This window comes from Streptomyces sp. NPDC017890 (assembly GCF_044328675.1).
Lineage (GTDB): Bacteria > Actinomycetota > Actinomycetes > Streptomycetales > Streptomycetaceae > Streptomyces.
In genome coordinates this window covers 1-13,796 of sequence record NZ_JBIRHU010000002.1, presented here as the reverse complement: position 1 = coordinate 13,796, position 13,796 = coordinate 1, and the positions used below count along the sequence as shown (strand labels likewise).

General features: G+C 71.5%; 13 protein-coding genes and 2 pseudogenes. 10 read left to right on the top strand and 5 right to left on the bottom strand.

The window, feature by feature from the left end:
* Positions 1-239: 239 nt before the first annotated feature.
* The 10 genes from ACH4F2_RS02895 (at position 240) to ACH4F2_RS02850 (ending at position 10,479) form a co-directional block, all read left to right on the top strand.
* Complete coding sequence (locus tag ACH4F2_RS02895) at positions 240-1,439, top strand: hypothetical protein (protein ID WP_398130915.1); 1,200 nt, start codon at positions 240-242, stop codon at positions 1,437-1,439.
* Positions 1,440-1,449: 10 nt separating this feature from the next.
* Complete coding sequence (locus ACH4F2_RS02890; RefSeq protein ID WP_398130914.1) at positions 1,450-2,040, top strand: hemerythrin domain-containing protein; 591 nt, start codon at positions 1,450-1,452, stop codon at positions 2,038-2,040.
* A gap of 110 nt (positions 2,041-2,150) precedes the next feature.
* Entirely contained in the window at positions 2,151-3,059 is a 909-nt protein-coding gene (locus ACH4F2_RS02885) for a Rieske 2Fe-2S domain-containing protein (protein WP_398130913.1), read from the top strand.
* A gap of 270 nt (positions 3,060-3,329) precedes the next feature.
* Entirely contained in the window at positions 3,330-3,992 is a 663-nt protein-coding gene (locus tag ACH4F2_RS02880; protein WP_398130912.1) for an urease subunit gamma, read from the top strand.
* Positions 3,976-5,814 (top strand): urease subunit alpha, encoded by a 1,839-nt coding sequence (locus ACH4F2_RS02875; protein WP_398130911.1) that lies wholly within the window; start codon positions 3,976-3,978, stop codon positions 5,812-5,814. Before ACH4F2_RS02880 ends, ACH4F2_RS02875 begins: the two co-directional genes overlap by 17 nt.
* A gap of 105 nt (positions 5,815-5,919) precedes the next feature.
* The gene (locus tag ACH4F2_RS02870; protein WP_398130910.1) at positions 5,920-6,594 is read left to right on the top strand and encodes an urease accessory protein UreF; all 675 of its coding nucleotides are present in this window, start codon (positions 5,920-5,922) and stop codon (positions 6,592-6,594) included.
* 51 nt (positions 6,595-6,645) lie between these two features.
* On the top strand, positions 6,646-7,344 hold the full coding sequence (ureG, locus tag ACH4F2_RS02865) for an urease accessory protein UreG (RefSeq protein WP_398130909.1): 699 nt from the start codon (positions 6,646-6,648) through the stop codon (positions 7,342-7,344).
* Complete coding sequence (locus tag ACH4F2_RS02860) at positions 7,341-8,249, top strand: urease accessory protein UreD (protein WP_398130908.1); 909 nt, start codon at positions 7,341-7,343, stop codon at positions 8,247-8,249. Before ureG ends, ACH4F2_RS02860 begins: the two co-directional genes overlap by 4 nt.
* A gap of 253 nt (positions 8,250-8,502) precedes the next feature.
* On the top strand, positions 8,503-9,696 hold the full coding sequence (locus ACH4F2_RS02855; RefSeq protein ID WP_398131256.1) for a PP2C family protein-serine/threonine phosphatase: 1,194 nt from the start codon (positions 8,503-8,505) through the stop codon (positions 9,694-9,696).
* A 228-nt stretch (positions 9,697-9,924) separates the two neighbouring features.
* Positions 9,925-10,479, top strand: a complete 555-nt coding sequence (locus ACH4F2_RS02850) for a DUF4396 domain-containing protein (RefSeq protein WP_398130907.1) — start codon at positions 9,925-9,927, stop codon at positions 10,477-10,479.
* Positions 10,480-10,564: 85 nt separating this feature from the next.
* On the opposite strand, the gene ACH4F2_RS02845 is transcribed toward ACH4F2_RS02850, so the two are convergent.
* The 5 genes and pseudogenes from ACH4F2_RS02845 to ACH4F2_RS02825 form a co-directional block, all read right to left on the bottom strand.
* Complete coding sequence (locus ACH4F2_RS02845; RefSeq protein ID WP_398130906.1) at positions 10,565-11,581, bottom strand: NADPH:quinone oxidoreductase family protein; 1,017 nt, start codon at positions 11,579-11,581, stop codon at positions 10,565-10,567.
* A gap of 47 nt (positions 11,582-11,628) precedes the next feature.
* Positions 11,629-12,000 carry a MerR family transcriptional regulator gene (locus ACH4F2_RS02840; RefSeq protein WP_398130905.1) on the bottom strand — a complete coding sequence of 124 codons (372 nt, stop codon included), beginning with the start codon at positions 11,998-12,000 and terminating at the stop codon, positions 11,629-11,631.
* Positions 12,001-12,154: 154 nt separating this feature from the next.
* Positions 12,155-12,631, bottom strand: a pseudogene (locus tag ACH4F2_RS02835) (GtrA family protein); the annotation flags it as partial.
* Positions 12,632-12,851: 220 nt separating this feature from the next.
* A complete protein-coding gene (locus ACH4F2_RS02830; protein ID WP_398130904.1) occupies positions 12,852-13,685 on the bottom strand; it encodes an ABC transporter permease in 834 nt (277 codons plus the stop codon).
* Positions 13,682-13,796: pseudogene (locus tag ACH4F2_RS02825) on the bottom strand (ABC transporter); the annotation flags it as partial. The pseudogene ACH4F2_RS02825 and the gene ACH4F2_RS02830, both read right to left, overlap by 4 nt.

The following is a 13,796-nucleotide window of genomic DNA, read 5'->3' as shown; positions in this document are numbered from 1 at the left end:
TGGGGCGGTCGCGGTCGCCGGCCGCCGTGCCGGGCCGGTGAGGCGAGGACACGCTCGCCGATGGGCGCGGCACGCGCCCGCTCGGTTGCCCCATCCAGGGGAACCATGCGGGCGGCAGGTGTGAGCGGTGGCTGGAAAGTGCCCGTCGTGAACAGACTGAGGACCGTGTCTGTGCTCGTCGCCTGAAGCGGGGTTCCCCAGCGGCGCGCGAGTCCCCCTCGTCCTCAGGAGGCACCCCCATGACCTTCAATCCGCTGGAGCAGCGGGGCATCCCGCTGGACCGTCAGCTGCGCAGCTGGCGTGAGCTGAACGTGGACCCGATCGATCCGGACCACTGCGACCCGTACACCCGGTGCCGGATCATCACGATGAACGGGATCGAGGTGGAGGCGATCCTCTTCAGCCACCAGCTCGCCCGCCACACCGTGGACCCGGAGATCAAGCGGCAGCTGGCGCGGGTGCGCTACATCGAGGCGCAGCAGCAGAAGGTCGTGAACTGGCTGCTCCCCGGTGTCTCCTCGGTCCTGGAGACGACCATCGCCTACGAGCAGGTCGCGGTGGACCTGACGGCGTGGGTGGCACGCATGGAGCCGGACCCGTACCTGAAGCAGGCGTACCAGTTCGGGGTGCTGGAGGACTTCGACCACCTGTACCGGTACGCCAACCTGTACGAGATGATCGAGCACCGCAAGGCCGAGTCGATCGTCGACAACCTGACCGAGGTCATGCCCGGCCGGCCCACCAGGTACCACCACCGCAATCCGGTCGACAACGTCCGCGACCCGTACGCCAAGGACGAGACGAACCCGCTGTCGAAGCTGCACGCGCTGACGATCATGTCGGCGGAGCAGCAGACCATGAACTTCTACATGAACACCGGCCCCACCTACATGGAGCCGATCGCCCGCCAGCTCTACCAGGAGATCGGGCTGATCGAGGAGGAGCACGTCACCCACTACGAGTCCCTCGTGGACCCGGGCGAGACGTGGTGGGAGCAGCTCGTCAACCACGAGTACAACGAGTGCTACCTGTACCACTCCTTCATGGAGCAGGAGAGCGACCCCAAGGTCAAGGCGATCTGGGAACTGCACCTGAACATGGAGCTGGAGCACCTGCACGCCGCCTGCGACCTGATGCGCCGCCACGACGGCCGCGACCCCGCCTCCGTGCTGGCCCCCGAGCTGCCCAACGTGCTCACCTTCGAGCCGAACAAGGGCTACCTGCGCGAGCTGCTGGACACCCAGATGGACCTCACCACGCTCGGGGCCGGCTACGTGCGTGAGGCGCACGAGCGGTTCGAGCAGATGCAGGAGCAGATCCACGGCGGCGAGGCGCCCCCCAGCGACCGGGTGATCCACGAGCACCAGGACATGTTCGGCCGCGAGTACCGCGTCCAGACCGAGGGCGAGCACCCCGACCCCTCCCAGCGCGAGAAGTAGGGAGGCCGCGATGTCCGAGCTGAAGACCCCGCACGCCGGGGACGACCTGGCCAAGGACGACGACGTCGTCTCCCTGCTGATGCGCCAGCACGGCGACATCCGCAACCTCTTCGACGAGGTCGAGGCCACCACGGGCGAGGAACGCCGCGACGCCTTCCGCCGTCTGGTGCGCCTGCTGGCCGTGCACGAGACGGCCGAGGAGGAGGTCGTCCACCCCTTCGCCCGCAAGGGCTTCCCCGGCGGCGAGCAGGTCGTGAAGGACCGTCTCGCCGAGGAGAAGGCGGCCAAGGAGACCCTGTCCGCGCTCGACGACATGGACACCGACGACCCGAAGTTCATGCCCCAGCTGCTCAAGCTGCGCCAGGACGTCCAGGAGCACGCGCGGGCCGAGGAACGCTACGAGTTCACCCACATCCGCCGCAGCACCGACGTCACCAACCTGGCCGCGATGGCCAAGGCGATCAAGGCCGCCGAGGCGATGGCGCCCACCCGGCCCCACCCGGGCGTCGAGTCCGGGGCGAAGAACATGGCGCTGGGGCCGGTCGCCGCGCTGATGGACCGCACCAAGGACGCCGTGCGCCAGGCCATGGGCAAGGGCTGACTCCGCGTCCTCCCGGCCGGCCGGGGCACCCGCCCGGTCGGCCAGGAGGCGGAGCCGGCGTCCTGGCCCGGCTGCTGTTTGCCCCATGCCCTGCGGGGGACCCTCCGCCCATGAGCAGAAAGCCAGGTCGTCGCCGTACGGGCCAGAACCGGATGCTGTGGCTGCTCGACGCCCTGGAGCGTGATCCCCGGGCGGACGCGGCGATCGACAAGCTCACCAGGCGTGTGCGAGCGCTCCCTCTGGGCCGGGCTCGGGACGCGCTGCACGGCAGGTGGCTCGGTCATCCTGTGCACCCCTTGATGGTCCAGGTGCCCATCGGCAGCTGGATGTCCGCCGCCGTCCTCGACCTGTGGCCCGGCCGCGCCCGGGAGGCCGGCCTCCTCGTGGGCGTCGGGCTGGCGGCGGCCGGTCCGGCCGCGTTGGCGGGCGCGGTCGACTGGGCCGAGCTGCACCGGCAGCAGACCCGGGTGGGGCTGGTGCACGCCGTGGCCAACACAGCGGCCGTGGGACTGTACGGCGCGTCGCTCCTGTGCCGCCTCACCGGACGGTCCGCCGCGGGCCGCGCGTACGGCTTCCTCGGGCTGACGGCGGTCGGCCTGGGCGGCATGCTCGGCGGTCACCTCGCCTACCGGCAGGCTTCCGGTGCCAACCACGCCGAGGAAGTACCGCACGTCGTCGGCGAAGGCTGGCACCGGATCGGCACCGTGGACGAGTTCCCCGCCGGCCGGCCCGTGCGGCGCGCCGTGGACGACGTGCCGGTCCTGGTGGTGCGCGAGACCGGCGGGACCTTCCACGCACTGGCCGACCGGTGCAGTCATCTGGCGGGCCCGCTGTCCGAGGGCACGGTCGCCGACGGGTGCGTCGAGTGCCCCTGGCACGGCAGCGTCTTCCGGCTCTCGGACGGCTGGAACGTCCGCGGCCCCGCCACCGCGCCCCAGCCCGCCTTCGACACCCGCGTCGTCGGTGCACACGTGGAGATCAGGCTGCGCGGTGAGGGCGGGACGCAGACCTGCAACTGACGTACAGCGCGCTGGTGGCCAGGACGACCGGCGAGTGACCACGCTCGGGCGCGGCTCCCCCGGTGACCGCCGTGCGCGGTCGCCGCGCCCCCGTGTGCGCGCTGTGACTCCGGTTCACTCCATCAGGGCCGACCAGGCCCTTTCGCCGCCCATCGGTTCCTTCCCTCTCCCAGGATCGGTCTGTGGCAAGCGCGACGGACGGCTTCTCGATCTCCCCTCGGTCGTGCTCGCCCCGCGGGTGGAACCGACGAACAGGAGAGGGGGACCAGCGTGCATCTGACACCGCACGAGCAGGAACGTCTGTTGATCCACGTGGCGGCCGATGTCGCCCAGCGACGCCGTGAACGCGGTCTGCTGTTGAACTACCCCGAAGTCATGGCGCTGTTGACGGCGCATGTCTTCGAGGAGGCGCGGGCCGGGGCGACGGTCGACGCGGTGATGGAGTCGGGGCGCCATGTGCTGAAGCGCAGCGAGGTCATGGACGGCGTGCCGGAGATGGTCGACAACGTCCAGGTCGAGGCGACGTTCCCGGACGGCACGAAGCTGGTGACCATCAGCAAGCCGTTCGACGAGGCGTCCACCAAGGTGGACGTCCATCCCGGCAAGCCGGAACTGCTGCCGGACGAGGACGAACACCGGGTCGCCTTCAACGACGGCGCGACGCCCGTACCACTGGTCGTGCGCAACCCCAAGGACCGCCCGGTCCAGGTGGGATCCCACTTCCACTTCGCCGAGGCCAACGAGGGACTCAAGTTCCGTCGCGAGGCGGCCCACGGCATGCGGCTGCACATTCCGTCCGGCACGTCCGAACGGTTCGAGCCCGGTGACAGGCGCACCGTGATGCTCGTGCCGATCGCCGGCGAGCGGATCGTCCACGGGCTCCAGGCCGACAAGAGCGAAGAGGAGAGGCACCTCGATGCCGGACAGGACTGAGACGGACAAGCCCTGGGACCCGCTGCTGCGTTCCCGGTACGCCGACCTGTACGGGCCGACCGCCGGCGACCGGGTCCGGCTGGCCGACACCAATCTCGTCCTGCGCATCGAAGCGGACTGGTGCGGTGGGCCGGGGCGCAGCGGCGACGAGATGGTCTTCGGCGGCGGCAAGGTGATCCGTGAGTCGATGGGCCAGTCGCACATCCCCCGCGACGACCCCCGCGAGCCGGTGGACACCGTGATCACCGGTGCGCTGGTCCTGGACCACTGGGGCGTCGTCAAGGCCGACGTCGGGCTGCGCGACGGCCGTATCCGGGCCATCGGCAAGGCGTACAACCCGGAGACCATGACGCCCCGTCCCAACGACGACCCGCGGGCCTCGGACTTCGTCGTGGGCCCCGAGACGGAGGTGATCTCCGGCAAGGGCCGCATCCTGACCGCGGGCGGCGTCGACACCCACGTGCACTTCCTCTGCCCGAACCAGATCCACGAGGCGGTGGCGTCGGGCGTGACGACGCTGATCGGCGGCGGCACCGGCCCGGCCGAGGGCAGTACGGCCACCACCGTGACGCCGGGCAAGTGGCACATCCAGCGGACGTTCGAGGCGCTGGACGCCTTCCCGGTGAACATCGGCCTGCTGGCCAAGGGCAGCACCGTCTCGAAGAAGGCGCTGCACGACCAGGTCGCGGCCGGCGCCCTCGGCTTCAAGATCCACGAGGACTGGGGTGCCACCCCGGCGGTGATCGACGCCGCGCTGACGGTGTGCGAGGAGACCGGTGTCCAGGTCGCGCTGCACGCCGACTCGCTGAACGAGGCCGGCTTCGTGCAGAGCACCTTCGCCGCGACCAAGAAGGACCGCAAGGCCAAGAAGGCCAAGTACCGCAGCCTGCACATCTTCCACATCGAGGGCGCCGGCGGCGGCCACGCACCCGACATGATCAGCCTCGCCGGCAAAGCCAACGTGCTGCCCGCGTCCACGAACCCGACCCGGCCCTTCACGGTCAACACCGTCAAGGAGCACGTCGACATGATGATCGTGTGCCATCACCTCAATCCGGAGGTCGAGGCGGACATGGCGTTCGCCGACTCCCGGATCCGGCCCTCCACCATGGCCGCCGAGGACCTGCTGCACGACATGGGCGCCATCTCGATGATGTCCTCCGACGCCCAGGCCATGGGCCGCATCGGCGAGATGATCATGCGGACCTGGCAGACCGCGCACGTCATGAAGTCCCGCTACGGCCACCTGCGCGAGGACGACGCGCACGCGGACAACTTCCGTGCCCGCCGCTACGTCGCCAAGTACACGATCAACCCGGCCATCACCCACGGCATCGACCACGAGGTCGGCTCCGTCGAGACCGGCAAACTCGCCGACCTGGTGCTGTGGGAGCCGAAGTTCTTCGGCGTCAAGCCGCACATGGTCATCAAGGGCGGCCAGATCTCCTACGCCCAGATCGGCGACGCCAACGCCTCCATCCCCACCCCGCAGCCCTACCTCCCGCGCCCCGTCTGGGGCTTCGAGGGCCGCGCCCCGGCGGCGAACTCCTTCAACTTCGTGGCCGAAGGCGCCCTCGACGGCGAACTCCCCACGATCGGGCTGCTCAAGCCCCTGCGCGCGATCCGCTCCACCCGGGAGGTCACCAAGGCCGACATGATCCACAACAACGGAGTCCCGGAGATCGACATCGACCCCGACACCTTCGACGTCACCATCGGCGGCGCCACCACCTCCGACGTCCGCACCACGGTCGACGGGCAGGAAGTCGGACGGAACTACGCGACCGAGCTGCCCCTGGCACAGCGGTACTTCCTCTTCTGACCACCACGGCTTCTGACCACCACGGCCTGATCAGCACGGCAGGGGCCGGTCACGCGCGCGCGACCGACTCCGGCACCTCCCCGCGAAAGGCGGTCCCGCCACCCCATGAGCCGCACTGCCCTGCTCGTCCTGGCCGACGGCCGCTTCCCCGCCGGCGGGCACGCCCATTCCGGCGGAATGGAGGCCGCCGTCGCCTCCGGCCGGGTCCACGACACCGCGAGCCTGGAGGCGTTCTGCCGGGGGCGGCTGCACACCGCCGGACTGGTCGCGGCCGGCCTCGCCGCGGCGGCCGCCGCCGGGTACGACGCCCTCGCCCTGGACGAGGCCGCCGACACCCGCACCCCCGTACCGGCACTGCGCCACATCTCACGCCGCCTGGGCCGGCAACTGATGCGCGCGGCCCGGGCCACCTGGCCCAGCACCGACCTCGACCACCTTGCCCGACACCGGCCCCAGGGCGCCCACCAGCCGGTCGTGCTCGGCGTCACCGCCCGCGCCGCCGGACTCACTCCACTCGACGCCGCACAGGCCGCCGCCTACGAGAGCGTGGGCGGTCCGGCGACCGCCGCGGTGCGCCTGCTGAGCCTCGACCCGTTCGACGCCACCGGCGTACTGGCACGGCTCGCCGACGAACTCGACACCGTCGCCGACACCGCGGCCGGCGCGGCGGGGCGGGCGGCGACCGAGGGGCTCACCGCCCTGCCCGCCGCGTCCGCTCCCCTGCTGGACATCACCGGTGAGCAGCACGCCGCCTGGACCGTCCGGCTCTTCGCCTCCTGACCGGCCCTGACCAGTCCTGAACCAGTCCTGACTGCTGCCTGGAGCATCCCCGTGCATCTCGACCACCCCGTGACCATGCCGCACCGCCACACCCACAGCGCCGAACCGCTGCTCGCCGACGGCAGCCGCCGCGCCCTGCGCATCGGCTTCGGCGGACCCGTCGGCTCGGGCAAGACCGCGACCGTGGCCGCACTGTGCCGCACCCTGCGCGACCGGTTCTCCATCGCCGTGGTCACCAACGACATCTACACCCAGGAGGACGCCGCCTTCCTGCGCCGCGAGGCCGTCCTGCCGCCCGAGCGGATCACCGCCGTGGAGACCGGAGCCTGCCCGCACACCGCCATCCGCGACGACATCTCCGCCAACCTCGAAGCCGTCGAGGACCTCGAGCAGACCCTGCACCCGCTCGACCTGATCCTCATCGAGTCCGGCGGAGACAACCTCACCGCGACCTTCTCCCGCGGACTCGTCGACACCCAGGTCTTCGTCATCGACGTGGCCAGCGGCGACGACATCCCCCGCAAGGGCGGCCCCGGCATCACCACCGCCGACCTCCTCGTCGTCAACAAGACCGACCTGGCCCCCTACGTCGGCGTCGACCTGGACACCATGAGGGCCGACACCCGCAAGCAGCGGGGAGACCTGCCGTACGCCTTCACCAGCCTCACCGGCGCCGACGGCGTCCAGCCGGTCGCCGACTGGGTCACCGGCTGCCTCGCCGCCTGGCACGCCGACGGATCCACCCGGTGAACGTCACCACCGCGCAGACGCCGGCCGCGATCCCGACGCCGGCCGGCGAGCCCCTCCGCGCCGGCGGTGGCCCGCACGGCCGGCGCTCCGCCGGGCCCGCCCCGGCGCACCCGTCCGGAGTCGCCGCGACCGCCCGGATCCGGGCCACCCACAACGGCCGCACCACGACGGTCCCCCTCCTCCACAGCGACGGCCCCTTCCACCTGCGCCGGCTACGGGCCCGCGGAGAGCAGGCACGTGTCTGCGTACTCGGCGCGATGAGCGCGCCGCTCGGCGGAGACCGGCTCGCCATCGACATCACCGCCGAGACACGCGCCCGGCTGGAGGTGACCGGCGCAGCCGCCACCATCGCCCTGCGCGGCCCCACCACCGCACCGGCGACGTACGACGTACGGATCGAGGTGGACGACGACGCGTCCCTGCACTGGCTGCCCGAGCCGCTGATCAGTACCCGGGGCAGCACCCTGCACCAGACGTTCGCCGTCGACCTCGCCCCCACCGCTCGCCTGCTCATGCGGGAGGAACAGCTCCTGGGCCGCTCGGGCGAGGCGCCGGGCCACCTCACCACCCGTCTGACCGTACGGCGCGGCGGACGACCGCTCCTCGACCAGCACTCCGCCTACGGCCACCCGGCGCCGGCGTGGGACGGCCCCGCCGTCCTCGGGGACCACCGGGCGACCGGGCAGCTCCTCCTGGTCGGTCCGGGACTGGACACGCCCCAGGAGCCGCACGTCATCGGCGACGACCCGGCGGAGGGATACGCCGTACTGACCCCTCTCGCCGCCTCCCAGGCCCTCATCGCCACCGCCGTCGCCCCGACACCGGCCCAGCTGCGCCACCTCCTGGACACCGCCCTCGCATACGTCCACGAGTCGCCGCGGCCGGCTGCCGAAGGCGAGCAGTAGATCCGTGACGACGTGAACGCCGAACCGAAGGGCAGCAACACGGAACGAGCGCTGATCGTGGTGGACGCGCGGAACGACAGAACGACTTCTGCGATGGCTGCGTGACTCCTCGCGCGATCCCGTGGGCCGCGCCGACTGCCACGGCCGGGCGTAGCCTGGCAATACCGGTCTTCTCGGGCGGGCGACCACCGCGTCGCCGTTCCCGGCGAGTGGCGGACAGGGCAGCCGGAAGATGCCCGGGACGGGTGAGGCGATGGCGGGCGGACGGCACGCGGACCGCGGCGAGAGCTTCGGTGAAGCTCTGCTGGGAGAGCTCCTCGATCGCGCGCACGAGCTGCCGCCCCACCTGATCGGGCCTCTGGTCGCCGACGTGGTGGAGCGGCTCGGGGGCCGCCGGCCGCAGGTGCTGCTGCAGGACTACGGCCAGCTTCTGCTCGTCCCCCTGCCCGGCGACGGCCTCGCGGACGGCGAACCGCAGCTGATCGACGACTCCGAGGCGGGCCGCTGTTTTCTCGACGCCCGCCCCGTCGAGCTGCCCGAGGACGGCGGCGTGCGGGTCCATCTGCCGCTGCTGGACGGCGGCGACCAGGCCGGGGTCATGGCCGTGACGCTGGACAGCGTCGATGACCAGGACCGCCGCCTGCTGCGCAGGCTCTCCGGTCTGGTGGCCGATCTCCTGGTGACCAAGCACGGCTACTCCGACCTGTTCTTCGGTGTCCGCCGCGGTGAGTCGATGAGCGTCGCCGCCGAGATCCAGTGGACCCTGCTGCCACCGCTGGCGATGGTCATGCCCCGGGTCGCCGTGGCGGGGATCCTGGAGCCCGCCTACGACGTGGCGGGTGACAGCTTCGACTACGCCCTCAACGAGGACGTCCTCCACGTGGTCATGATCGACGCGATGGGCCACGGCCTGGACGCGGCCACGATGGCCACCGTGGCCATCGGTGCCTACCGCCACGCCCGCCGCGCCGGCACCGGGCTGCCGGAGATCTACGCCTTCATGGACCGCGCCGTGGCGGACCAGTTCGGCCCCGAGCACTTCGTCACCGCGCAGATGCTGCAACTGGACACCACGACGGGACACCTCGAGTGGGTCAACGCCGGGCACCCGTCACCGATGCTCATCCGTGATCACCGCGTCGCACTCCGGCTCACCGGCCCGACGACCCTCCCTGTCGGTCTGGGCGGTGCCGAACCGCAGATGAGCGGGATGACCCTGGAACCGGGGGACCGCCTCCTGTGCTTCACCGACGGTCTGATCGAGGAGCACGAGACCGGAGAGGCAGAGTTCGGGGAGGACCAGCTGATCGACTGGGTGAACGGGCTGGAGCGGACCGACCGCGGGATCCGGGCGATGGCGCGCTCCCTCTCCCATACGCTCAAGCGGGCACGGGGCGGGCACACCACGGACGACTCGACGCTCCTTCTGGTGGAGTGGCGCGGCTGACCTCGCTCCTACGGGCGCACCACCCGGCCGTCGACGACGGTCCGCGTCGGCTGCCCTTCCCAGGCAGCGGTGTCCAGCCCGACGCGCGTGATCGCGCACCACCTTCCTCCTGGATGGGATCCGGGGGACCGGATCAGCACTGCGGAATACCCCCGTGGGGTATACCGTTCGGGCAGTGGGGCCACCAAGGGACCGGCCCTTGTGGGACGTCGAACGGGGATGAAGGTCATGGACCACAGCACGCACCACTCCGGTACCGCACACGACCGCGCCACCCCTGGGGGCGGCCACGGCCACGGCCACGGGGCACACGAGGGGCACGGCGGGCACCGCAGCGGTCACGGGCACGGCACCACCTGGGCGACGGCGGTGAAGGCGACGCTGCACTGCCTCACCGGGTGCGCCATCGGCGAGATCCTCGGCATGGTCATCGGCACGGCCCTGATGTGGGGCAACGTGCCGACGATGGCCCTCGCCATCACCCTGGCCTTCGCCTTCGGCTACTCCTTCACCCTTTTCGCGGTCGTGCGCGCGGGGGTGTCCCCGAAGGCCGCGATCAAGGTCGCACTGGCGGCCGACACCGTCTCCATCGCGGTGATGGAGCTGGTCGACAACGGCATCATCGCGCTGACACCGGGAGCGATGGACGCGCACCTGTCGGACGGACTGTTCTGGTACGCGCTGCTCGGCGGCTTCGCCGTCGCGTTCGTGATCACCACGCCGGTCAACAAGTGGATGATCGGCCGCGGCAAGGGCCACGCCGTGGTCCACGCCTTCCACTGACCCGCACGACCGCACCACCACCGCGCCGGGCGGCGGTCCGGGTCGGTTCGCCTCGGGTCGGGTCGGGTCGGGTGGGGTCGTGCTCCTACCGCCAGGGATCGAGCGCGTGCTTGCCGCGGGTCCGGCCGGCCTCCAGTTGCCGCAGCACTGCCGGCCCCTCGGCCAGGGGGTGCACCTGTGGGGTACCGGGTGGGTACACGCCCTGGGCGATGAGTGCCTCCAGCTCGACGAGCAACGACTCGTAGAGGGACGGCGCCGCGGCGGCCAGCGCGCCGATGTGCAGGCCCTTGATCTGGACCGGGTGGGTGAAGATCAGGTCCTGTGCGGTCACGGTGGCGTCGCCGGAAGCGGCGCCGAACACGACGATGCGGCCGGTGAAGGGTCTGGTGACGGAGAGGCTGACGTCGAACGTGGCCCGTCCCACCGATTCCAGGACCAGGTCGACGCCGCCGGTGAGACGGTTGATCTCCTCCGCCAGGTCGGGGCGCGCACGGTCCAGGACCTCGTCGGCGCCGAGCGCTCTGACGGTGTCGTGCTTGGCCGGTGACGCCGTGGCGATCACGCGCCCTCCGTAGTGGCGGGCGAGACGGACGGCGGCCTGCCCCACGCCTCCGGCCGCGGCGTGCACGAGCACCGCGTCACCCGCCTCGATCTCGCCCAGCGGCTTCAGTGCCGCCAAGGCGGTGGCCCAGTTCAGCACCAGACCGAGGGCCTCGGCGTCACTCCAGCCGGAGGGCACCGGAAGCACACCGGCGGCCGGCATCGTCATGTACTGCGCGAAGGCGCCCGGGCCCGTGCCGACGACATGGGTGCCGACCGGGAGGCCGCGCTCCACGCCGGTGCCGACGGCCACGATCTCACCGGCTGCTTCGAAGCCCGCGGCATACGGCGCCCGGGGGCCTCCCCCGTAGGTGCCGCGCGTCTGCATGACGTCGGCGAAGTTGACCCCGGCGGCGCCCACCCGGATCAGGTACTCGCCGGGCCCCGGGGCCGGGCGCCGCCGACCGGTCGTGAGGGTCAGGTCCTCCGGGCCCCGGTACGACCGCTGGACCAGTGCTCGTATCGTCCGCTCCGCGGTGTGCTGCTGCTCGTCGGTCTCCATGCGCCGAACGGTAGAAGCCTCACACTCGTGTCAGGGTCAAGCGGCGCTCACGAGCCGGTGCGACGGACCGCCTCGCGCAGGTAGGCGTCGAGTGCCGCCTGCTGATCACCGAGAGCGGCGACACGGGCGGCGAGCCGGTCCCGGTAGCTCCGCACCTCGTGCAGGAACGCCGCGTCCACCACAACCGCGTCGCCGGCCTCGGAGCCGTCGGTGAGACGGGGCAGGACCTCCCTGATCAACCGCACGGGCAGCCCGGACTCCAGCAACGAGCGGACGACGAGCACCCGGTCGACCGTGGACTGGCAGTAGTCGCGGAACCCGTTGCCGCGGCGCCCCGGGACGATCAGTCCCTCGTCCTCGTAGTGGCGTAACGATCGTGGACTGGCGCCGCTGGCTCTGGAAGCCTCGCTGATCCTCATGCCTGGCGACAACGCCCGGACGCGCCGCTGTCTTCCGGCGTCCGGCACCCGGTGCCCCGCGTCCAGGTGCGCGGCGTGAGTCGTTTCCGCCGCCGTCGCAGCCGTACGGCGACACGTCGGGTCCTGCCGCGTGGCCGTCGCTCATCGGGTACGAGGCCGTGGCCCCGGTCGTCGGTGCTGCGCCGCCACCGTCGGCCACGGTCTGCGAGCGGTTGCGCGCGAAGACGACGAGACGCAGGACAGCGAACCGCGCGACACCGGCGAGTGCGGACGCGGACAGGTAGACGGCCTGCTCGAGGACCGCGCCGGCCGTCGCCACCAGTTGGTGCAGGGCGAGCATCGCCGCGCAGGTCACCGCGTACGCGGCCGCCGCGGATCCGGCCGACTGCACGTGCTGGCGCCAGGTCGCGTGCCTGCCCGCGCCGAAGGTGAAGCGGGCGTGCAGCTCGGTGGCGAGGAGCGTGGAGACCACGGTGATCAGTGCGTTGGCCAGGACCCAGGGGATCCAGGAGGCGAGGGCCACCACGGCGAAGCTGGAGGCGAGCCCCACCCCGCCGCCGCAGAGCACGAAGCGCGCGAAGGCGGTGCGGGCACCGGGCGCCGCCTGCTGCGGGCTCTGTGCTGTGTCCATGGTCCGCCCCCTTTTTCTGTCCGGTTCTTTGTCCGGCTCACTCCTGCGCGACACGCGCCCCTCGGCCCAGTAGCCGAGAGGCGCGCTCCGCGTTGGCACCATGATGGCACACTCGTGGTGTCATTGCGAGCGACTTTGGCGCCATTGGCATCACCGATGGCGCCACGCTCGCCCTCAGGTGGCGCCACCCCCGCCCTGTCGGGGCCGGCGCCGCCGTCGGCTACCTCGGGTCGCGGCTGAAGACCGCCTTCGACCAGAAGTAGCCGAGCGCGGTGAGAGCCAGGCACCAGGCGACCGCGAGCCAGCCGTTGTGGCCGATCCCGGTGCCGAGCAGCAGGCCGCGCAGGGTCTCGATGGCGGGGGTGAACGGCTGGTACTCGGCGATGGGCTGGAACCAGCCCGGCATCGCGTCGACCGGCACGAAGGCGCTGGAGAGGAGCGGCAGCAGGATCAGCGGCATCGCGTTGTTGCTGGCGGCCTCGGCGTTCGGGCTGGTCAGGCCCATGCCGACCGCGATCCAGGTGAGTGCCAGAGTGAAGAGCACCAGCAGTCCGAAGGCCGCGGCCCACTCCAGGGCCGTGGCGTCCGTGGACCGGAAGCCGATGGCCACGGCGACGGCGCCCACGAGGACCACGCTCAGGACCGCCTGCACCAGGCTGCCGATGACATGTCCGATGAGCACGGAGGGCCGGTGGATGGCCATGGTGCGGAAGCGGGCGATGATGCCCTCGGTCATGTCCATGGAGACGGACACCGCGGTACCGATCGTGGTGCTGCCGATCGTCATCAGCAACAGGCCCGGCACGAGATAGGCGACGTACGCGGAGCGGTCCGCGCCGCCGTCCCCGATGCCGGCGCTCATCACGTCGCCGAAGACGTAGACGAAGAGCAGCAGCAGCACGACCGGCGTGAACAGCAGGTTCAGTGTCATGGACGGGTAGCGCCGGGCGTGCAGGAGGTTGCGGCGCAGCATCGTGGACGAGTCGCGCACGGCGAGGGAGATCCGGGCCGGGCGGGCGGGGGCCGGGGAGGCGGGGGCCAGGGGGGTGCTCATCGGACAGCCTCCTTGGGCTGGTCGGTGCCGCCGGTGAGGGCGAAGAAGACGTCGTCGAGGTCGGGGGTGTGGACGGTGAGTTCGTCGGCGTCGATGCCGGCGGAGTCGAGC